The sequence below is a fragment of the Phaeobacter sp. JH20_02 genome (genome assembly GCF_048056915.1).
GTDB classification, from domain to species: Bacteria; Pseudomonadota; Alphaproteobacteria; order Rhodobacterales; family Rhodobacteraceae; genus Phaeobacter; species Phaeobacter bryozoorum.
The window spans coordinates 792,260-811,518 of sequence record NZ_JAYMVP010000022.1 but is presented as its reverse complement, the minus strand read 5'-3'; the positions used below and the strand labels follow the sequence as shown (position 1 = coordinate 811,518).

Annotated in this window: 21 protein-coding genes; 11 read left to right on the top strand and 10 right to left on the bottom strand. The window is 60.1% G+C overall.

Features of this window, described 5'->3' with window-relative positions; genetic code table 11:
* Window positions 1–29: 29 nt before the first annotated feature.
* From VWY34_RS10650 to aat, 9 genes are all read left to right on the top strand, one after another.
* A complete protein-coding gene (locus VWY34_RS10650) occupies window positions 30–1,376 on the top strand; it encodes a substrate-binding protein (protein ID WP_340545325.1) in 1,347 nt (448 codons plus the stop codon).
* 154 nt (window positions 1,377–1,530) lie between these two features.
* Window positions 1,531–2,553, top strand: coding sequence for a branched-chain amino acid ABC transporter permease (locus tag VWY34_RS10645; protein WP_340545324.1), 1,023 nt, complete (start codon window positions 1,531–1,533; stop codon window positions 2,551–2,553).
* A 4-nt stretch (window positions 2,554–2,557) separates the two neighbouring features.
* Window positions 2,558–3,760, top strand: a complete 1,203-nt coding sequence (locus VWY34_RS10640; RefSeq protein ID WP_416536174.1) for a branched-chain amino acid ABC transporter permease — start codon at window positions 2,558–2,560, stop codon at window positions 3,758–3,760.
* Between the two features lie 12 nt (window positions 3,761–3,772).
* Complete coding sequence (locus VWY34_RS10635; protein ID WP_340545322.1) at window positions 3,773–4,528, top strand: ABC transporter ATP-binding protein; 756 nt, start codon at window positions 3,773–3,775, stop codon at window positions 4,526–4,528.
* A gap of 11 nt (window positions 4,529–4,539) precedes the next feature.
* The gene (locus VWY34_RS10630) at window positions 4,540–5,295 is read left to right on the top strand and encodes an ABC transporter ATP-binding protein (protein WP_340545321.1); all 756 of its coding nucleotides are present in this window, start codon (window positions 4,540–4,542) and stop codon (window positions 5,293–5,295) included.
* A 202-nt stretch (window positions 5,296–5,497) separates the two neighbouring features.
* The gene (locus VWY34_RS10625; protein WP_340545320.1) at window positions 5,498–6,034 is read left to right on the top strand and encodes a PAS and helix-turn-helix domain-containing protein; all 537 of its coding nucleotides are present in this window, start codon (window positions 5,498–5,500) and stop codon (window positions 6,032–6,034) included.
* 160 nt (window positions 6,035–6,194) lie between these two features.
* Window positions 6,195–6,689: an acetyl-CoA carboxylase biotin carboxyl carrier protein gene (accB, locus tag VWY34_RS10620; RefSeq protein WP_340545319.1), complete on the top strand. Its 495-nt coding sequence runs from the start codon at window positions 6,195–6,197 to the stop codon at window positions 6,687–6,689.
* A gap of 9 nt (window positions 6,690–6,698) precedes the next feature.
* On the top strand, window positions 6,699–8,051 hold the full coding sequence (gene accC, locus VWY34_RS10615) for an acetyl-CoA carboxylase biotin carboxylase subunit (RefSeq protein WP_340545318.1): 1,353 nt from the start codon (window positions 6,699–6,701) through the stop codon (window positions 8,049–8,051).
* Between the two features lie 128 nt (window positions 8,052–8,179).
* Window positions 8,180–8,812 carry a leucyl/phenylalanyl-tRNA--protein transferase gene (gene aat / locus VWY34_RS10610; RefSeq protein WP_416544248.1) on the top strand — a complete coding sequence of 211 codons (633 nt, stop codon included), beginning with the start codon at window positions 8,180–8,182 and terminating at the stop codon, window positions 8,810–8,812.
* Here aat and VWY34_RS10605 read toward each other — a convergent pair.
* From VWY34_RS10605 to VWY34_RS10595, 3 genes are all read right to left on the bottom strand, one after another.
* A complete protein-coding gene (locus tag VWY34_RS10605; protein WP_416544247.1) occupies window positions 8,776–9,138 on the bottom strand; it encodes a DUF2155 domain-containing protein in 363 nt (120 codons plus the stop codon). The genes aat and VWY34_RS10605 overlap by 37 nt on opposite strands.
* Window positions 9,138–9,590 carry an outer membrane lipid asymmetry maintenance protein MlaD gene (gene mlaD, locus VWY34_RS10600; protein WP_340545315.1) on the bottom strand — a complete coding sequence of 151 codons (453 nt, stop codon included), beginning with the start codon at window positions 9,588–9,590 and terminating at the stop codon, window positions 9,138–9,140. The genes VWY34_RS10605 and mlaD overlap by 1 nt, the downstream gene beginning before the upstream one ends.
* A gap of 95 nt (window positions 9,591–9,685) precedes the next feature.
* Complete coding sequence (locus VWY34_RS10595) at window positions 9,686–10,072, bottom strand: NADH:ubiquinone oxidoreductase subunit NDUFA12 (RefSeq protein ID WP_340545314.1); 387 nt, start codon at window positions 10,070–10,072, stop codon at window positions 9,686–9,688.
* Window positions 10,073–10,244: 172 nt separating this feature from the next.
* On the opposite strand from VWY34_RS10595, the gene VWY34_RS10590 reads away from it, so the two are divergent.
* A complete protein-coding gene (locus VWY34_RS10590) occupies window positions 10,245–10,532 on the top strand; it encodes a hypothetical protein (protein ID WP_416536184.1) in 288 nt (95 codons plus the stop codon).
* A 29-nt stretch (window positions 10,533–10,561) separates the two neighbouring features.
* On the opposite strand, the gene VWY34_RS10585 is transcribed toward VWY34_RS10590, so the two are convergent.
* The 3 genes from VWY34_RS10585 to VWY34_RS10575 all read right to left on the bottom strand — a co-directional run bounded on the left by VWY34_RS10585 (window position 10,562) and on the right by VWY34_RS10575 (window position 13,069).
* Entirely contained in the window at window positions 10,562–10,921 is a 360-nt protein-coding gene (locus tag VWY34_RS10585; RefSeq protein WP_416536186.1) for a RidA family protein, read from the bottom strand.
* A 106-nt stretch (window positions 10,922–11,027) separates the two neighbouring features.
* Window positions 11,028–12,296 (bottom strand): ATP-dependent Clp protease ATP-binding subunit ClpX, encoded by a 1,269-nt coding sequence (gene clpX / locus VWY34_RS10580; protein WP_340545311.1) that lies wholly within the window; start codon window positions 12,294–12,296, stop codon window positions 11,028–11,030.
* 140 nt (window positions 12,297–12,436) lie between these two features.
* Window positions 12,437–13,069: an ATP-dependent Clp protease proteolytic subunit gene (locus VWY34_RS10575; protein ID WP_340545310.1), complete on the bottom strand. Its 633-nt coding sequence runs from the start codon at window positions 13,067–13,069 to the stop codon at window positions 12,437–12,439.
* A gap of 273 nt (window positions 13,070–13,342) precedes the next feature.
* Between VWY34_RS10575 and VWY34_RS10570 the strand changes: the two genes are divergently transcribed.
* A complete protein-coding gene (locus VWY34_RS10570) occupies window positions 13,343–14,350 on the top strand; it encodes a GlxA family transcriptional regulator (protein ID WP_340545309.1) in 1,008 nt (335 codons plus the stop codon).
* A gap of 59 nt (window positions 14,351–14,409) precedes the next feature.
* Here VWY34_RS10570 and VWY34_RS10565 read toward each other — a convergent pair whose 3' ends face one another.
* The 4 genes from VWY34_RS10565 to soxC all read right to left on the bottom strand — a co-directional run bounded on the left by VWY34_RS10565 (window position 14,410) and on the right by soxC (window position 19,200).
* Entirely contained in the window at window positions 14,410–15,180 is a 771-nt protein-coding gene (locus VWY34_RS10565) for a lytic murein transglycosylase (protein ID WP_340546308.1), read from the bottom strand.
* A gap of 220 nt (window positions 15,181–15,400) precedes the next feature.
* A complete protein-coding gene (locus tag VWY34_RS10560) occupies window positions 15,401–16,651 on the bottom strand; it encodes an Hsp70 family protein (RefSeq protein ID WP_416544246.1) in 1,251 nt (416 codons plus the stop codon).
* A gap of 184 nt (window positions 16,652–16,835) precedes the next feature.
* On the bottom strand, window positions 16,836–17,867 hold the full coding sequence (locus VWY34_RS10555) for a c-type cytochrome (RefSeq protein ID WP_416544384.1): 1,032 nt from the start codon (window positions 17,865–17,867) through the stop codon (window positions 16,836–16,838).
* A 61-nt stretch (window positions 17,868–17,928) separates the two neighbouring features.
* Window positions 17,929–19,200, bottom strand: coding sequence for a sulfite dehydrogenase (gene soxC, locus VWY34_RS10550; RefSeq protein ID WP_416544245.1), 1,272 nt, complete (start codon window positions 19,198–19,200; stop codon window positions 17,929–17,931).
* Window positions 19,201–19,259 lie beyond the last annotated feature (59 nt).

The window sequence follows — 19,259 nt, the reverse complement described above, 5'->3', positions numbered from 1 at the left end:
TGTCGTCATTACACAAATGGGAGGATTACATGTCCAAGACTGACGTATCACGTCGCGGAGTCCTGAAGACCGGCGCCCTGGCAGGTGCCGGCGTTGCGCTTCCGACAATCTTTACCGCATCGTCTGCTGCGGCGTTTACCAACGAACCGACCGGCAGCAGCGTGACGCTGGGCTTCAACGTTCCGCAAACAGGCCCCTATGCCGACGAAGGCGCGGACGAGCTGCGCGCCTACAAGCTGGCGGTCGAACATCTGAATGGCGGCGGCGACGGCGGCATGATGAACACCTTCTCGTCCAAGTCGCTACAGGGCAACGGTATCCTGGGCAAAGAAGTCAAATACGTCACCGGCGACACTCAGACGAAATCTGACGCCGCCCGTGCCTCCGCCAAGTCGATGATCGAAAAGGACGGTGCCGTAATGATCACCGGTGGCTCGTCCTCCGGTGTTGCGATTGCCGTGCAGGGTCTCTGCCAGGAGGCCGGCGTGATCTTCATGGCGGGTCTCACCCACTCCAACGACACCACTGGTAAAGACAAGAAAGCCAACGGCTTCCGTCACTTCTTCAACGGTTACATGTCCGGCGCTGCCCTGGCGCCGGTGCTGAAGAACCTCTACGGCACTGACCGGAACGCCTATCACCTGACGGCGGATTACACCTGGGGCTGGACCCAGGAAGAATCCATCGCCGCCGCCACCGAGGCCCTGGGCTGGAACACCGTGAACAAGGTGCGCACGCCGCTGGCTGCAACCGACTTCTCGTCCTACATCGCCCCGGTTCTGAACTCCGGCGCGGATGTGCTGGTGCTGAATCACTATGGCGGCAACATGGTGAACTCGCTGACCAACGCGGTTCAGTTCGGCCTGCGTGAAAAGGTTGTAAACGGCAAGAACTTCGAGATTGTCGTACCGCTCTATTCGCGTCTGATGGCGAAAGGTGCGGGCGAGAACGTGAAGGGCATCCACGGCTCCACCAACTGGCACTGGTCGCTGCAGGACGAAGGCTCGCAGGCATTCGTACGTTCCTTCGGGTCCAAGTATGGCTTCCCGCCCAGCCAGGCCGCGCATACCGTCTACTGTCAGACCCTGCTATATGCAGATGCGGTGGAACGCGCGGGTTCGTTCAACCCCTGTGCGGTTGTCGAAGCCCTCGAAGGGTTCGAATTCGACGGTCTGGGCAACGGCAAGACGCTCTATCGCGCCGAAGACCACCAGTGCTTCAAGGACGTTCTGGTTGTGCGCGGCAAGGAAAACCCGACCTCGGAGTTCGACCTGCTTGAAGTGGTCGAAGTGACCCCGGCAGCGCAGGTGACTTACCCGCCGGATCACCCGATGTTTGCAGGCGGTGCCCTGGGCACCTGCAACAGCGGCGCCTGATCACGATAACCGGGGCGGGCACTCTCAACGGTGCCCGTCCCGTCACTCTCCCGGCTTGACCCTGCCCGACATGTCTAGACGACAGGACCAGCGCCAGCGGCGCTGAACAGCCGACTTATGCCAATTCCAGACGGACCAACCGAAGGTGGGGACAATGGACGCAATCCTATTGCAAATCTTGAACGGGCTCGACAAGGGCTCGGCCTATGCGCTGATCGCGCTGGGTCTGACACTCATCTTTGGCACGCTCGGCGTGGTGAACTTTGCCCATGGGGCGCTGTTCATGATCGGCGCGTTCTGTGCGGTCACCGTGCAACGCGTCCTGAGCCTCAGCTTTGAAACCGTGGATGAAACCCAGAAGGATTTTCTGGGCAATCCGCTCAAGGTGAAAACCCCCTATGTGGAGAGTTGGTTCGGCCCCGAGGTGGGCGGTGCCATCGTCGACTGGGCCGTGCCGTTGGCGATCCTATTTGCCATCCCGATCATGATTACGGTTGGCTATGTGATGGAACGCGGGCTGATCAAGCATTTCTACAAGCGCCCCCATGCGGATCAGATTCTGGTGACCTTTGGCCTCGCCATCGTGTTGCAAGAGGTGGTGAAATATTTCTACGGCGCCAACCCGATCCAGACGCCTGCGCCCGATGCGCTGAACGGCGTGATCAATCTGGGTGCGATCATCGGCCTCGACATCATCTATCCGGTCTGGCGCGTGGTCTATTTCGGCTTTGCCCTTGTGATCATCGGCGGCATCTTCTCCTTCCTGCAGTTTACCACATTCGGCATGGTGGTGCGCGCCGGTATGGCCGACCGTGAAACCGTCGGGCTGCTGGGGATCAATATCGACCGCCGCTTCACCATCATGTTCGGCATCGCGGCCGCCGTCGCGGGACTGGCCGGCGTTATGTACACACCGATCAACTCCCCCAACTACCACATGGGTATGGATTTCCTGGTGCTGAGCTTTGTGGTGGTGGTTGTCGGAGGTATGGGATCGCTGCCCGGCGCCGTGCTTGCAGGGTTCCTTCTTGGCGTGCTCGAAAGCTTCGCCTCGATGAATGAAATTAAATCCCTGATCCCCGGTATCGACCAGATCATCATCTATGTGGTCGCAATCATCATTCTGCTCACCCGCCCTCGAGGCCTGATGGGCCGCAAAGGTGTGATGGAGGACTAAGCACATGTTCGCACTCAACAAAAAAGACAAGACGCTGCTGCTGGTCGTTGCCATCCTGACCCTGTTTGCACCGTTCATCCTGAACCCCTTCCCGACGGGCAGCGCCCTGGCGCAGTTCAACGCGGGCTACCCGGACCTGATGCAGCGGTTTGTGATCTTCGGGATCTTTGCCATCGGCTTCAACATTCTCTTTGGCCTCACCGGCTACCTGTCCTTTGGTCATGCCGCCTTCCTTGGTGTGGGATCCTATTCAGCGGTCTGGATGTTCAAGCTGCTGAGCATGAACGTGGTGCCCGCCATTGTACTCTCTGTGATCGTCGCGGGTCTGTTTGCACTGGTGATCGGCTATGTCAGCCTGCGCCGCTCCGGCATCTACTTCTCGATCCTTACGCTGGCATTCGCGCAGATGTCCTTCAATCTGGCCTATTCGGTGCTGACCCCAATCACCAATGGCGAGACCGGCCTGCAGCTGACGCTGGATGACCCGCGCATTCTGGGCGTGTCGGCGACCGCTGATGGCTCGATCCCGGTGACCAGCCTCTTTGGCCTGGAGATGCGCTCGACCTTCGAGATGGTCGTGGGTCCGTGGGCCTTCCAGTTCAACGCGGGCTACTACCTCTGCGCGCTGATCCTGCTGGCCGCATTCTACCTGTCGATCCGTATCTTCCGCTCACCCTTTGGTCTGATGCTGAAGGCGGTGAAATCGAACCAGCAGCGGATGAACTACACCGGCCTGAACACGCGGCCCTACACGCTGGCTGCCTTTGTGATTTCGGGCATGTATGCCGGTCTCGCTGGCGGCCTGATGGCCTCAATGGACCCGCTGGCAGGCGCCGAACGGATGCAGTGGACCGCCTCTGGTGAAGTGGTTCTGATGACAATCCTCGGCGGAGCAGGCACCCTGATCGGGCCGGTTCTGGGCGCAGGGTTCATCAAATACTTCGAGAACATCTTCTCCAAGATCAACGACAACGTCCTGCACAGCTGGTTCAGCTTCATGCCCGACGGGATCGAGGATGCGATGGTCTTCATCGTCCACCCCTTCATCGGCAAGGGCTGGCACCTGACGCTGGGCATCCTGTTCATGCTGGTTGTGATCTTCCTGCCCGGTGGCCTGGTCGAAGGCGGACAGAAGCTGCGCGGCTGGATCCAGGGGCGCAAACACGAAAAAGACAGCCCCTCGGGCAAAACTGAACCTGCGGAATAAGGAGCAAGACCAATGGGTATCCTTGAAGTCAAAAACGTAGGCAAACGGTTCGGCGGCCTTCAGGCACTGTCAGAGGTGAACCTCAGCGTGCGCGAAAACACGGTCCATGCCATCATCGGCCCCAACGGTGCAGGCAAATCAACCCTTCTGAACTGCCTGGTGGGCAAACTGATCCCGGATACAGGGTCGGTGATGTTTGACGGCAAATCCGTTCTGGGCCGCGCGCCCTATGAGATCAACCAGATGGGCATTTCCCGCGTCTTCCAGACGCCAGAGATCTTTGGCGACCTCTCGGTGCTGGAGAACATGATGATCCCCTGCTTTGCCAAACGCGACGGCGCCTTTGAGATGAATGCGATCAGCGCCGTCTCCAGCCAGCGCGACATTCTGGAAAAGGCAGAGCATATGCTGGAGGAGATGAACATGGCCGACAAACGGCACATGAACGCGGCCTCCATGTCACGCGGGGATAAGCGACGGCTTGAGATTGGCATGTGTTTGTCACAAGAACCGCGCCTCCTGTTGCTGGACGAACCCACAGCGGGCATGGCGCGGGCCGATACCAACAACACCATTGATCTGCTGAAACAGATCAAGTCCGAGCGCGACATCACCATCGCGATCATTGAACACGACATGCACGTCGTATTCTCGCTGGCGGACCGGATCACCGTGCTGGCGCAGGGCAAACCACTGGTGGAGGATGATCCGCAAAACATCAAAGGCAACCCGAAGGTGCGCGAAGCCTACCTCGGCGAGTCGGCGTAAGGAGATCACAGATGAACGTCAAACCCGACTTTTCCAAACACGCCAACCACGCCACCACGGCCCCGGCCTTTCTCTCGGTCTGGGACATGCACGCCTATTACGGCGAGAGCTACATCGTTCAGGGCATTTCCTTCAATGTGCATGAAGGTGAGATCCTGGCGCTTCTGGGTCGCAACGGCGCTGGCAAGACTTCGACCCTGCGTTCCATCGCGCGCACGGGTTCACCGATGGTGACCAAGGGTGAAATCTGGCTCGATCATCAGCCGCTGCACACGATGTCCTCGCATGAGGCTTCGGCGGCGGGCCTGGGTCTGGTGCCGGAAGATCGCCGCATCATCCCCGGCCTGACGGTTGAGGAAAACCTGCAGCTGGCCCAGATTGCCCCGCCCATCGGCTGGTCGATCGAACGTCTATATGAACTGTTCCCGCGTCTTGGCGAGCGGCGCAAGCAAGAGGGCGTGACCCTCTCCGGTGGGGAGCAGCAGATGCTGGCCATCGCCCGCGCGCTGGCCCGTGACATCAAGGTGCTGCTGCTCGACGAACCCTATGAAGGTCTGGCCCCCGTGATCGTCGATGAGATCGAAAAGACCCTCATCCACATCAAACAGCAGGGCATCACCACCGTCATCGTCGAACAGAACGCAGTGCGCGCCCTGGAACTGGCCGACCGCGCGGTGATCCTCGACACCGGCGGCATCGTCTTTGATGGCTCAGCGGCCGAGGTTCTGGAAAACGAGGAACTGCGCGCCGAATATCTGGCCATCTGATCCAAACACTCCCCGTCGGGTCGGTACGAATGGCCGACCTTGGCACCTTGGGGCTGATGCCAGTGCATCAGCCCTTTTTTTGGTGCCGCATCCGCGCGGAATCCCGGACAATGAAGGCCTGCCACCACGAGACAGATCGGCATTGGCGCCTATCGGGCGGAATTCGCTTTGCTTTGCACAATAACAGCGGTTATCTGCCCGCATGACCGATCTCGCCTTTGAATTTGCCCCGGTGGGGCTGGCTTTGCTTGACAAACGGGTGATCCAGCGCTGCAACCGGCAGTTTGCCGAAACCTTTGGCGGCGCCAGCGCCAGTTATGTCGGCCTGCCCATCGCCGAGCTTTACCCCAGTCAGGAAGACTTCCAGCGGATTGGAGATCGGCTGCAACAGGCGGATGCGCAATCCGGCCACTATAACGACGAACGGATCATGCGCCGTCGCAACGGCGATCTGTTCTGGTGCCGGGTGCGCGGACGGTCGCTGACACCGGAGCAGCATTTTCGCAGCGGTGTCTGGAGCTTTGCCGATATTTCAGACGACCGACCGGTGGTCAGCCTCACCCCGCGCGAGCGGGATGTGGCGATCCTTACCTGTCGCGGGCTGTCGGCCAAGGAAATCGGTGCGGAACTGAACCTTTCGTATCGCACGATAGAAACCCATCGCGCCCATCTCCTGGTCAAATTCTCCGCCCGCAAGCTGCCGGAACTGGTGGCAAAACTGACCGGAATGCCGCTCTGAGCTCTGATCTGCGCGACGAGATTGCAAATCCTGCCAATGGCGCTCATGTTAGCGGCTATCTTGTCAGCGCTTTCCTTGTGGTAAAGCATACCCTATAAGCGCCTTCAATTCTTATGCCCGTAGGGATCTGCGGGCCTGTCGGAACCGGCTGAGGACAACAATGACAAATAAGACCCACGAAGCAGACGTATCCTTCATCAAAGCGCTGGCGGAACTGCTGCGCGACAATGATCTGACCGAATTGCAGGTCAAACGTGACTACGGCGAAGACGACAGCCTGAACGTGCGCGTATCGCGCCAGACCATGGCCGCGGCCCCTGTACAGGCTTATGCCGCACCGGCCCCGGTGGCCGCGGCAGCTGCCCCGGCGGCCGCCGCCCCTGCCGCAGCACCCGCCGCCGCAGAGGATCCCGCCAGCCACCCCGGCGCCGTTCCCTCGCCGATGGTCGGGACCGTCTACACCCAGCCCGAACCGGGCGCGCCGACCTTTGTAAAAGTTGGCGATCAGGTGGCCGAGGGCGATACCCTCTTGATCGTCGAAGCCATGAAGACCATGAACCACATCCCGGCCCCGAAGGCCGGCACCATCAAGCGTATCCTCGTCGAAGACGGCGCAGCGGTCGAATTCGGAACGCCGCTGGTCATCATCGAGTAAGGGTCCAACATGTTTGATAAGATCCTGATTGCCAACCGAGGTGAGATCGCGCTGCGCGTGATCCGCGCCTGCCGGGAAATGGGCATCAAGTCGGTTGCCGTGCATTCCACCGCTGACGCGGATGCGATGCATGTTCGCATGGCCGACGAATCCGTCTGTATCGGACCGCCGTCCGGCACCCACAGCTACCTGTCGATCCCCGCCATCATCTCCGCCTGCGAGATCACCGGTGCTCAGGCGATCCATCCCGGCTATGGCTTCCTGTCGGAGAATGCCAATTTCGTTCAGATCGTCGAAGACCACGGGCTGACCTTTATCGGCCCCACCGCGGAACATATCCGCGTCATGGGCGACAAGATCACCGCAAAGGACACCATGAAGGATCTGGGCGTGCCCTGCGTGCCCGGCTCCGATGGTGGTGTACCGGATCTGGAAACTGCCAAGAAAATTGGCGAGGACATCGGCTATCCGGTGATCATCAAGGCCACCGCCGGCGGTGGCGGACGTGGCATGAAGGTAGCCAAGACCGCCGCCGACATGGAACAGGCCTTCATGACTGCCCGCGCCGAAGGCAAAGCCGCCTTTGGCAACGATGAAGTCTATATCGAGAAATACCTGACCACACCGCGCCACATCGAGATCCAGGTCTTTGGCGACGGCAAGGGCAATGCCGTTCATCTGGGCGAGCGCGACTGTTCGCTGCAGCGGCGCCACCAGAAGGTTTTCGAGGAGGCTCCCGGCCCCTGCATTACCCCGGAGGAACGCGCGCGGATCGGCAAGACCTGTGCGGATGCTGTTGCAAAGATCAATTACATCGGCGCTGGCACCATCGAGTTCCTCTATGAAAACGGTGAATTCTACTTCATCGAGATGAACACCCGCCTGCAGGTGGAACATCCGGTCACCGAGAGCATTTTCGGTGTCGATCTGGTGCGCGAGCAGATCCGGGTCGCCGAAGGCCTGCCGATGTCGTTCACACAGGACGATCTGGAGATCAACGGTCACTCGATCGAGGTGCGGATCAACGCCGAGAAACTGCCGAACTTCTCGCCCTGTCCGGGCAAGATCACCCAGTATCACGCCCCCGGCGGGCTGGGTGTGCGGATGGATTCGGCGCTTTACGACGGCTATTCGATCCCGCCCTACTACGACAGCCTGATTGGCAAGCTGATCGTGCATGGCCGCGACCGGCCAGAGGCCTTGGCACGTCTCAGCCGTGCCCTTGGAGAGCTGATCGTGGATGGTGTCGACACCACCGTTCCGCTGTTCCACGCGCTGCTCGAAGAGAAGGATATCCACACCGGGCAGTACAATATTCATTGGCTGGAAAAATGGCTGGAAACCAATCTCGGTAACGCCTGATCATTTGGGGCGGCCTTGCGGGGCCGCCTTTTTTCTTTCCCGCTGCCCGATTTTTACCCCTGCCCTTTGCCTTGTATCATCGCGTTTTCCATTTCCCCGAACCCACGATCCCGTTTTAGACTAGCCTTATGACCCTCACGCCAGAACTGCTGCTTCACGCCTATTCCGTCGGCGTTTTTCCCATGGCCGAGAGCCGGGACGACCCCGACGTTTTCTGGGTAGATCCGAAGCGGCGCGGCGTGTTCCCGATCGGTGGATTTCATCTGTCGCGCTCGCTGGCCAAAACCCTGCGAAAGGGGGGGCATGAAATTGCCGTGAACCGGGATTTTGCCGCAGTGCTTGACGGCTGTGCCGATCGCGCCGAGACATGGATCAACCCAGAAATCCGCGCCCGCTACATTGATCTGCACCAGCAGGGCAACGCCCATTCGCTTGAGGTTTATCACGCAGGTGAGCTGACAGGCGGCGTCTATGGGGTTGTGCTGGGCGGTGCGTTCTTCGGTGAGAGCATGTTCTCCCGGCGCCGGGACGCGTCAAAGATCGCATTGGCCTATCTGATGGATCGGCTGCAACAGACGGGTTTCACCCTCTGTGATACGCAGTTCCTGACGCCGCATCTCGCCTCTCTCGGCGCGGTCGAGATCAGCCGGGCGCGCTATCGCCGCCAATTGCGGGAGGCGCTGGATATTGACGCGGATTTTACCGCCGCCCCCCTGCCCACGCCTCAGACGTTGGTGCAGCGCATCACCCAGATATCATAGCGGCTGTGATCCAGCGCGTTCAAAGCCGGGCTTGACGCGATCATCCAGCCGTCAAAATAAACCGTGGCATCATTGGGATTGCGCACCGTCACATAGGCATAGGCATCGCCGGTTGGGTTGTCGGCAGGAAAGCGGCATTCCTGCAGGCTAACGATCACGCCAAATATCTCAGCGCTGCCGCCCACCGGAATTTCCAGATCCTGCGTCTGACCATTGACCTTGTCGAGGCCGCGCAGAACGGCGGAGGTGCCATTTTCAGCAGCCCCCTGCGCGCAAGCGACACCCGTGGCTGTCACAAGTGCAAAAAGCGCCGCAATCAGACGCATCAGCCTTCGTCTCCGCTGCCTGCAACAAATTTCACCAGAAGCGAGATCAGGCTGACCGCGCCCTGAGTGTCCTCCACCGCGTCCCCCGCCTCAAAGGCAAAGGGCGATCCGCCGGGCATCACCTCAACGAAGTTGCCGCCAAGCAGGCCTTCGGAAGAAATCACCACCGCGCTGTCGTCGGGGATCTCGATCCCTTCCTTGACGGAGAACCGGGTATCGGCACGAAAGGTCTGCGGGTTCAGTTCAACACCGGTGACCGTGCCGATCTTGACACCGGCAAGACGGACATCGGTGCCGACGCTCACCCCTTCCAGAGACCGGAACGAGGCGTTCAGCTCATAAGCAGAGCCGGCGCGCGACAGACCGGCAGCCTGACCGGCATAGACGGCAAATCCGATGGCAGCGGCCAGAACCAGCCCACCTGCCAAAACCTCGGTAGTGTTATGCGACATGCTGTTTCAGCCCCTGCCTTTGGATGGGTCGACACCTGTGCCAACCGGCCAGCGCCGCTGGCGACGCTGTTGTCTCGATCAGATGTGACCGATGCTTATTCCGGCGACCATGCTTCATAGTCGCTGCGTTCCTTGGGAGCTCCGGCTGCGCGGATCGACCCGGCCGGTGCATAGGCCAGCATGGTGCCGGTCAGGTTTTCCTGATGCGGCTTTTCCCAGGGTTTATGCGCCAGAGGTTTTTCGGACGGCACTTCGTCAAACGTGCGGTGCAACCAGCCATGCCAATCTGCCCCGATGCGCGAGGCCTCAACCTCGCCGTTGAACATCACCCAGCGCTTGCTGTCGTCGGCATTGCGATAATACACGTTGCCCTGATCGTCCTCACCCACCTTGGTGCCCTTACGGGCGGTGAAGATACGCGTATTCAGGGTCGAGCCGTTCCACCAGGTCACAGCCCGCAAGAGAGAGTTCAGGATTCCCATCGGTTCCTCCGAAAATTTCGCTTCTGATATGGCGCAATTTACCGCCAAGGTCCAGACACGCTGCACCCGCCCATGGGGATTGTCGCAAAACTTCTCGGGCATTTGCACAATCGGGCCATAATTGCCGCCTAAGATGCGCGTGAATTCTTAACATCCGATAGCGAGGCCGCCCGTGCGCTTCATCCTTTCTCTGGTCGCGACCCTTATTGTCGCTGTTACTGTGCTGGACCTGATGCAGGTGACCAGCCTGATGATCCACGGCGACCGTGCCCAGCAGGGGCCAAAGACGATCCGCCTGGCCGAACCGGATGAAGGAGATTGGCAGCAGATGACAATGAAAACGCTGGACGCGGCGAAATCCATGCTGGGCCTGAATGCAGAACCAGAGAAAAGCGAGTTGCAGAAGCTGATGGAGCGGCGCCGCAAGGAAACCGCCCCTATGCGTAGTTTCGAGTTCTAGCCCGCAGTCGGCCCAGGCCAGAGTTCCCCTTAGGCCGGGGCCAGGGCCGTTACCTCGATCTCGATCCGAAACTTGGGATCAATCAGCCCGCATTCGATCATCGTGGCAGCTGGCGGGTTATCGCCAAAGGTCTGCGCCAACAGCGGCCAGCAGGGCTCGAACTCAGCGCGATCGGGCAGGTAGTAGTTCACCCGTACCACATCGGCAAAACTGCTGCCCGCCTGCTCAAGCGCGGCCCCAATGATATTAAGCGCTGACTGGCACTGCGCGACCACGTCGTCCCCCTGTCCCACGGTGCCTGCCACATGCACAAAGCCGCCCGCAACCACGGCGCGGCAATAGCCGATCTTGGCCTCAAATTCGCCTCCGGAGGAAATGCGTTTGATCATGTTCTCTGTCTCTTTCTTACCGAAAATCACATGGAAAAGCGGCGCAAGGTTACCCTCACGCCGCCTTTCAATCATCTCAGCTCTGCCATTGGCATCGCTACAAAGCTTAACCAGCTGTCGCCGACTCTTTTTCGGCGTCGGCGTGGATCATCAGCGGTTGTGCGTCCGAGTTCACAGCCTCTTCGTTCACGACCACTTTCTCGACGCTGTCCATTCCCGGCAGCTCAAACATGGTGTCGAGCAGGATATCCTCCAGAATGGAGCGCAGACCACGGGCGCCGGTTTTGCGTTCGATCGCTTTCTTCGCAATCGCACTCAGCGCTTCCTCGGTAAAGTCCAGCTCGGTATCTTCCAGCTCGAACAGGCGCTGATACTGTTTGACCAGAGCATTCTTCGGCTTGGTCAGAATGGTGATCAGCGCGTCCTCATCCAGATCTTCCAGTGTTGCCAGAACCGGCAGACGGCCGACGAATTCCGGGATCAGGCCGAATTTCAGCAGGTCTTCAGGTTCAAGCTTCTTGAAGGTTTCACCGACACCCGCATCGCTGTCATCACGCACATCCGCGCCAAAGCCCATGGCCGAGCCCTTGCCGCGCTGTTTGATGATCTTGTCGAGACCGGCGAAGGCACCACCGCAGATGAACAGGATATTGGTGGTGTCCACCTGCAGGAATTCCTGCTGCGGATGCTTACGCCCGCCCTGCGGCGGCACGCTGGCCACGGTACCTTCCATCAGCTTCAGCAGCGCCTGCTGCACCCCCTCGCCCGACACGTCGCGGGTGATCGAGGGGTTTTCCGACTTGCGGGTGATCTTGTCGACCTCGTCGATGTAGACAATGCCGCGCTGCGCACGTTCGACGTTGTATTCCGACGCCTGCAACAGCTTGAGAATGATATTCTCGACATCCTCGCCCACATAACCGGCTTCGGTCAGCGTGGTCGCATCCGCCATGGTGAAGGGCACATCCAGAATACGCGCCAGCGTCTGCGCCAGCAGCGTCTTGCCGCAGCCGGTTGGGCCGATCAGCAAAATGTTGGATTTTGACAATTCGATGTCCGAACCCGCCTTCTGAGCGTGATTCAGGCGCTTGTAGTGGTTGTGCACCGCAACAGACAGCACCCGCTTGGCCATTGCCTGACCGATCACATAATCGTCAAGGACCTCGCAGATGTCCTTCGGCGTCGGAACGCCGTCGGTGGACTTCAGCCCGGAGGCCTTTGTCTCTTCGCGGATGATGTCCATGCACAGTTCGACGCATTCGTCGCAGATGAACACGGTTGGGCCCGCAATAAGCTTGCGTACCTCATGCTGGCTCTTGCCGCAGAAGCTGCAATAAAGCGTGTTCTTACTGTCGCCGCTTGAGTTCGTTGCCATGGTCTACCTTTCCGTCCAGGGCGTGCATGCGCCTCCTGCGCCACCCGTAATATTGGCAGCTTATGCCACAGGCACAGCAGCCACAATCGCAAAGTGTGCCCCGATGACGACGGGGCACACCTGCCAGCTCACACCGCTGATCAGCTGTCCTCGTCGTCCAGCTTGCTGCGGTTTTCGACGATTTCGTCGATCAATCCGAATTCCTTCGCCTCTTCGGGAGACATGAAATTATCCCGCTCCAGCGCGTTCACGATCTTGTCGTATTCCTGGCCGGTGTGCTTGACGTAGATTTCGTTCAGGCGCTTCTTCAGCTTCAGGGTTTCCTCGGCGTGGATCATGATATCCGTCGCCTGCCCTTGGAAGCCACCGGAGGGCTGATGCACCATGACGCGGCTGTTGGGCAGCGAGAACCGCATCCCCGCCTCACCCGCCGTCAGCAGCAGCGAGCCCATAGAGGCCGCCTGGCCGATCACCAGTGTCGAAACCTTCGGCTTGATGTATTGCATGGTGTCATAGATCGACAGACCCGAGGTCACAACGCCGCCGGGGCTGTTGATATACATCGAGATCTCTTTCGACGGGTTCTCCGCCTCGAGGTGCAGCAGCTGGGCCACGATCAGGGAGCTCATGCCGTCGTGAACCGGACCGTTAAGGAAAATGATCCGCTCCTTCAGCAGGCGCGAAAAGATATCATAGGCGCGTTCACCGCGGCTGGTCTGTTCCACCACCATCGGCACCAGCGTGTTCATGTATGTTTCTCTTGGATCGACCATATTGACCTGCCTGCTTTGAATTGTATCGGCATCATAGCCGACTGAGTATTACCCGAGTCTTAGTGCCGCCACATTTGGGCTGCAAGGGGCGGCGATTGTTTTTGCGCTGGCCTGTGCCCTGCACCCGAATGCGGCCTCGGTGGCGCAAACAGTCAGGTCCGCGTCGAAAACCATCGCCCCGCCGTCGCAAAAGGTGGGATGCAGGCCGCAGATCGCGGTTAACAAGCAAAGATCACAGACCCAACCAAAACCGGTGTGTTACAGGTTCCCGAAATGATCGATGACTATTTTGTGCAAAAAGGGGCGTCGGCCAATCTGACGATCCCCTTTGACGGTGAGCCGCAGGATTTCTATTTCCTGCTGCTGCCGAAGGCGACGATGCTGCCCATCGCGGCCGCCGTCGAGCCGTTGCGCATTGCCAATCAGGTCACCAATACGCAGCTCTATCGCTGGTATGTGATGACACCGGATGGCGAACCGATCCGCTGTTCAAACGGGATGACCATCACGCCGGACCTGCCAATGGGTCCGCTCCCGGGGGATGCTCTGGCTTTTGTCTGCTCGGGCGTGGAACCGCAGAATGCCGCCAGTGAGACGGTGTTGAACTGGCTGCGGCGCGAACGCCGCTTTGGCCGCTCGATCGGCGGCATCTGCACCGGGGCCTTTGCTCTGGCGCAGGCTGGGCTACTGGGCGAGCATCGGTTCACCCTGCACTGGGAGAACCAGCCCGGTTTTGTCGAGAGATATCCGGACCTGCTCCCATCGCCCCGGATCTTTGAAATCAGCGATACTCTGATGACATGCGGCGGCGGCAATGCAGCCACAGATATGATGCTGAACCTGATCGAGGAACGCCATGGCAAGCAGCTGGCGATCATTGTTGCCGATATGTGCCTGCATGTGCGTACCGGCGGGCAGAGCACACCGCAGAAGTCCAATTACGCGGTCGCAATCGGCAGCCGCAACCAACGGCTGCTGAACGCGCTTCAGCTGATGCAGGAATCAATTGAGGAGCCGCTCTCCATCGGCGAGCTCTGTGATCGGCTGGATATCTCGCGTCGTCAGCTGGAGCGGCTGTTTGCGCGCTATCTCGACCAGAGCCCGATGCATGTCTACTTCGACATGCGGCTCAGCCATGCCTTTGCGCTGATGAACGAGACCTCGATGTCAGTGACCGAGATCGCGCTGGCGTCTGGCTTCAACAGCGCCACGCATTTCTCGCGCCAGTTCAAACGCAAGTTCGGCGCCAGCCCGCATTTTTTCCGCAAGGGGTGGAACTGAGCCGCAGCAGCCGCCGACAGCAGCAGTCTCCCCCCGTTGCGGATGAGCAGGCGGTGTCCTCAGCCGTCGATCTTGCGCCCCATGATGGCCAGCGACTGCTGGTAGACGGTTGCCGCATTCCATTCCTTCAGCACGCGGTAATTCGGCTCCCCCTGTTGGTAGCCACGCCCGGGTTTCCAGCCTTTCTTGCGCAGGAAATGGGCGGTTGAGGCCAGCGCATCCCCCATGTTGTAGAAATCCACCCGCCCGTTGCCATCCCAGTCCACACCGTAGTTGAGCGCATTCCCCGGCAGGAACTGGGTGTGCCCCAGTTCGCCGTGTTTGGCGCCTTTGGTCGCGCCGGTAATGGCGCCCTGATCCACCAGTTTCAGCGCACCAATGGCATGGGGTTTGAAGAAATCGGAGCGGCGGCAGTCGTAGGTCAGCGTCACGATGGCCGAGACCACCTGACTGTCACCCATGTAATTGCCAAACGCAGTTTCCATACCGTGAATCGCAATCAGGATCCCGGCCGGAACCCCGAACTTGCGTTCCAAGGCGGCAAAGAACTCCGCATTGCGTGCCTTGCGCTTGCGGCCTTGGGCGATGATCGTATTGGCGCCGCGGATCTGCATGAATTTCTCAAGAGAATAGCGAAAGCTCTTCTGGTTGCGATCTGCGGCGATGGTGCGGCTGGCGTAGCTGGTATTGGCCAGCGCGTTCAGCCCGGCCTGGCGGACGCCGGCGCGTTGCGCCTCCTGGGCGAAATCGCGTTTCCAGGTCTCAAACCCGGCAGAGGTATTGCCGCAGGATGCCGCCATCGCGGCAAGGGGAAGGCCAGAGGCCAGCATCGCGGTGACGGCGATGGCTGACAGCCGACGGCTGAGCAGCAGCGGCGCTCGACGATGAGTGGCGGCGGCATCTGAGGTGAAGGGGCGAAACAACTGGAACATCTTAAAAAACCTGAATCCGAAGCTTATGGGCTGAACCTTCAGTCTAGCTGAAATCTGCGTCGAGACCAGCCATCAGATCACCCCGGCGCAAGCCTATGTCCGACGTCAGTTCGCGGCCTCAGGCAAACGCGCTGCCCGCAGCCAGCGCCAGACCATCGGCGACAGCTGTCATCGCGTTCTCCGAATATAGCTCAGCGCGCGGACAGAGCTGCTGCATCTGCGTCTGCACCGCCGCAAGCAGGGCTGAACCCCCGACCAGAACCACCCGCGTGACCTGATCACCGCGCAGATCCGCCCGACGAAGGGTCTCGCGGGCGCAGGCGGTGATCTCGTCGATATCGCTCGCCAGGCTCTGCTCAAGCGTCTGCGTGTCCAGGGGCACCGACAGCCCCGGTTCCAGAACCTTCAGATCAATCACCGCGCGGCGGCGATCTGGGTGATTGACCGCGATTTTGCCCCGCTCAACGGCAAAGGCCAGATCGTGCCCCAGCTCATCTTCCAACACGGAGACAAGCCGTGCCAGTTTTTCAGGTTCTTCGGCATTGCGCGCCAGATCCTGCGCGGCGCGGCGACTGTCGGCAGCATAGAGGAAAGGGATCATCTGCCAGGTCGCCAGATCGTTGAACAGCCGGTTGGGTGCAGGCAGGCTGCCGCCACCAAAACTGTTGCGAATAGCACTGCCGCGCCCCAACAGCGGCATCACGTAATCAATGCTCAGCTGCCGGTCGAAATCGGTCCCGCCAAGACGCACGCCATGCGAGGCCAGAATACGCGCGGTCCCATCCCGTGACTGCTCAAAGGCTGTGAAGTCCGAGGTGCCGCCGCCGATATCAACGATCAGGCCGATGCCGGGCTTGGGCTGTGCCGAGCGCAGGGCCGCTTCGGGTTCCAGCATGAAACGGACCTCCTCAAACCCTGCGGCCAGATAGCAGGCGCGCAGGTCCACTTCGGCCTGGGCATCGCGGGCTGCATCCTTGCTGTGAAACAGCACCGGACGGCCTGACAGCGCATGGCTGAACGACTGGCCGGTTGCCGCCTCTGCCCGGGTCTTCAGCTCGGCCAGAAAACGGGCCACGATAGTGACAAAATCGACCAGCTCACCATTCAGACGACGCTTTTCATACATCAGCGGTGTGCCGAGCAGGCTTTTCAAGGCACGCATGAAGCGGCCTTCGTCCCCATTGATCAACGCGCGGGTGGCTGGCCGCCCGATAATCATCTTGCGACGATCAGGATCAAAGAACACGGCCGTTGGCAAAGTGGTTTCCCCCGGCTCGATCTCCACCAGCCAGGGTCGTCCGTTGACCGCAACACCGGCTGCCGAGTTGGAGGTGCCAAAGTCGATTCCAAGGGTGTTGGGAGTGGGCATGTCTGGCACCTGTCGCTGAGAAAGAACCGGCGTGAGTATCTGAAGACGTTGTGCAAAACAAGTGTTCAGACAGCGGCGGAACGACACAACTCTGGCGGAACGCAAACCACCCCCGCGATAGCCATAGCGGAGGTGGTGGGAGGCAGGCACCGCCTGACGCCTGCACTGAGGAGTGCTGGCGGGATCAGTCGGCGGTTGCGGCCTTCAGATAAGCGATCACCGCTTCGATATCGGCGTCTTTCTTCAGCCCGGCAAAGGACATCTTGGTCCCTTTCATGTATTTCTTCGGATTTGCGAGAAAGGCCGCAAGCGCGGCCTCATCCCAGACCAGCCCATTTTCTGCCGCCGCTAGCAGCGCCTTGGAATAGCGAAACCCATCAACATGGGCGGCTGGCGCGCCGATGATTCCGTTCAGGATCGGACCGGTTTTCGATTTCGCGCCCGCGCCGATCTGGTGGCAGGATTTGCATTTGCGAAAGGTCTTCTCGCCCTTTGCGACCAGCTCAGGGTCTGGGCCGATGTCTGGGGTAGCCTCTGGGGCGACGGCCTCTTTAACGGACGCGGTGTCTGCCGCTGCGGCGGCAACGGTCGGTTCGGCTGCGGTGTCCGCTTGTGTCTCAGCGGCATCGGTTTCGTCCGGCGTCACATCCAGCACCATGGCGCGCATGGTAATCTCGACGCTATCCTTGCAGCTCTCCATGCAGGGCGAAGCGGTCCAGAAGTGTTTTTCCGCTTCCAGCCGGTCATCCAGAATGAAGCCATCCGCATTGGGCAGCTTCACCCCGGCAAAGGTTTCGTCCGACAGCACAAACTCATCATCGACCAGGTCGTTGGAATAGAGAATATAGGCGACAATCGCATAGACCTCATCCGGGGTCAGAGATTGTGCGTCGCCAAAGGGCATGGAACGGTTCACGTAATCCCACGTGGTCGAGAGATACGGCCAGTAGCTGCCGACAGTTTTCAGCGGATCGTCATGGTCGAGCGTGCCCTGCCCGCCCGCGAGCTTGGGCCAATTGCCCACACCCTCGGCGAAATCGCCGTGGCAGACCGCGCATTTTTCGGCAAAGACCTCCTCGCCGGCGAAGACATCGCCCGAGCCTTCGGGCAGCCCGGTGCCATCGGGAGAGACATCGAGATCCCAGGCCGCGATTTCCTCCGGCAAGGCCGGGCGACCGAGGCCGAGTTTTTCCGCTGCGGCTGGCGTCACGACCATCGTGGACAAGACAGCCGCTGCAAGCAAACTCCGCCTCCCCTCGGTGGGCTTCATCACCACTTCAAGAAACCTCGACATTTTCCGCCTCCCCGTTTGCCTTGACCCACCAGGTCTGGATGGCGTTGTTGTGATAAATCGAATTCAGCCCCCGCACCTCGCGCAGCTGCGCCTTGGTTGGCTGCACATAGCCCGACGCATCGCGGGCCCGGCTTTGCAGCAGCATCTCGGACCCGTCCCAGTTGATATCCAGATAGAACCGGGTCAGCGCCTTGTCCGTTCCCGGTGCCGCCAGCCGCGCCTCGGTCCAGGTCTTGCCGCCATCCAGGGACACATCCACGCCAGTGATTGCGCCGCGCCCGGACCAGGCCAGGCCAGTGATCACCAGCGGCCCGTCGCCATGGGTAATCGGTGCCTGAGGGCTTGGGCTGGTCACAACGGATTTTGCGTCCATCTCCCAGGTCCACTTGCGGCTGATGCCATTGGCCAGCGTGTCGGTGTATTTCGAGGTTTCCTCGCGGCTCTCGACCGGACCTGCCATGACCTCGATCCGGCGCAGCCATTTGACCCACATGTTGCCTTCCCAGCCGGGCACCACGAGGCGCACCGGATAGCCGTGCTCCTTGCGCAGCGCCTCACCGTTGGCCTTGAAGGCGACCAGCACGTCGTCCATCGCCTTTTCCAGTGGGATCGAGCGCCCGTTGGAGGACGCATCCGCCCCCTCGACATAAACCCATTTGCCTGCGGGGTTTACGCCAGCTTCCTCAAGCAGGGTGCGCAGCGGGACACCGGAATATTCCATGTTGTGGATCATGCCATGGGTGAACTGCGCGCCATTGAGTTGCGCGCCGGCCCACTCCATGCCGGAATTCGCAGCACATTCGCAGAAATAGACGCGGTTTTCGCGCGGGAAGCGTTCCAGATCCGCATAGGTAAACACCAAAGGCGTGTCGACCAGGCCGTTGATCATCAGCCGGTAGTCATCCTTGCGCAGCTCAATCGCGCCGGAGTGATGACGTTCAAAGGCGCAGCCTTGCGGGGTGATGGTTCCGTCCAGCGCGTGGATCGGCGTGAAGTTGATCGAGCTGATGGTGTCCGCCGTCAGCCACTCCACATTGCGCCGGACCACGTCGCTTTCGTATTTGATCGGCAGGCCGTAGGGGGTGGTATCCACGCCGTCGCCAAGACCGGATGCCCAGTCCTGCACCTCTGTGATCAGCGGGTCGGGTGTCGCAGCGCCAGCAGAACGGCTCGCCACTGCCCCTGCCCCAACCGCCGCAGCACCGGCCAGAAACTGGCGACGCGACCGGCTGGTTTGCTTCGGTTTATCAGTCATCTCTGAATATCTCCTTACATCGAAAAATTCACTTTCGTGAATTCATCAGCGCAAAAATT

Excerpts from the sequence above, each read along its gene's own strand:
- VWY34_RS10650 (WP_340545325.1), top strand. The coding sequence starts at position 30 with ATGTCCAAGACTGACGTATCACGTCGCGGAGTCCTGAAGACCGGCGCC.
- VWY34_RS10645 (WP_340545324.1), top strand. The coding sequence starts at position 1,531 with ATGGACGCAATCCTATTGCAAATCTTGAACGGGCTCGACAAGGGCTCG.
- VWY34_RS10640 (WP_416536174.1), top strand. The coding sequence starts at position 2,558 with ATGTTCGCACTCAACAAAAAAGACAAGACGCTGCTGCTGGTCGTTGCC.
- VWY34_RS10635 (WP_340545322.1), top strand. The coding sequence starts at position 3,773 with ATGGGTATCCTTGAAGTCAAAAACGTAGGCAAACGGTTCGGCGGCCTT.
- VWY34_RS10630 (WP_340545321.1), top strand. The coding sequence starts at position 4,540 with ATGAACGTCAAACCCGACTTTTCCAAACACGCCAACCACGCCACCACG.
- VWY34_RS10625 (WP_340545320.1), top strand. The coding sequence starts at position 5,498 with ATGACCGATCTCGCCTTTGAATTTGCCCCGGTGGGGCTGGCTTTGCTT.
- accB (WP_340545319.1), top strand. The coding sequence starts at position 6,195 with ATGACAAATAAGACCCACGAAGCAGACGTATCCTTCATCAAAGCGCTG.
- accC (WP_340545318.1), top strand. The coding sequence starts at position 6,699 with ATGTTTGATAAGATCCTGATTGCCAACCGAGGTGAGATCGCGCTGCGC.
- aat (WP_416544248.1), top strand. The coding sequence starts at position 8,180 with ATGACCCTCACGCCAGAACTGCTGCTTCACGCCTATTCCGTCGGCGTT.
- VWY34_RS10605 (WP_416544247.1), bottom strand. The coding sequence starts at position 9,138 with ATGCGTCTGATTGCGGCGCTTTTTGCACTTGTGACAGCCACGGGTGTC.
- mlaD (WP_340545315.1), bottom strand. The coding sequence starts at position 9,590 with ATGTCGCATAACACTACCGAGGTTTTGGCAGGTGGGCTGGTTCTGGCC.
- VWY34_RS10595 (WP_340545314.1), bottom strand. The coding sequence starts at position 10,072 with ATGGGAATCCTGAACTCTCTCTTGCGGGCTGTGACCTGGTGGAACGGC.
- VWY34_RS10585 (WP_416536186.1), bottom strand. The coding sequence starts at position 10,921 with ATGATCAAACGCATTTCCTCCGGAGGCGAATTTGAGGCCAAGATCGGC.
- clpX (WP_340545311.1), bottom strand. The coding sequence starts at position 12,296 with ATGGCAACGAACTCAAGCGGCGACAGTAAGAACACGCTTTATTGCAGC.
- VWY34_RS10575 (WP_340545310.1), bottom strand. The coding sequence starts at position 13,069 with ATGGTCGATCCAAGAGAAACATACATGAACACGCTGGTGCCGATGGTG.
- VWY34_RS10570 (WP_340545309.1), top strand. The coding sequence starts at position 13,343 with ATGATCGATGACTATTTTGTGCAAAAAGGGGCGTCGGCCAATCTGACG.
- VWY34_RS10565 (WP_340546308.1), bottom strand. The coding sequence starts at position 15,180 with ATGCTGGCCTCTGGCCTTCCCCTTGCCGCGATGGCGGCATCCTGCGGC.
- VWY34_RS10560 (WP_416544246.1), bottom strand. The coding sequence starts at position 16,651 with ATGCCCACTCCCAACACCCTTGGAATCGACTTTGGCACCTCCAACTCG.
- VWY34_RS10555 (WP_416544384.1), bottom strand. The coding sequence starts at position 17,867 with ATGGTCGTGACGCCAGCCGCAGCGGAAAAACTCGGCCTCGGTCGCCCG.
- soxC (WP_416544245.1), bottom strand. The coding sequence starts at position 19,200 with ATGACTGATAAACCGAAGCAAACCAGCCGGTCGCGTCGCCAGTTTCTG.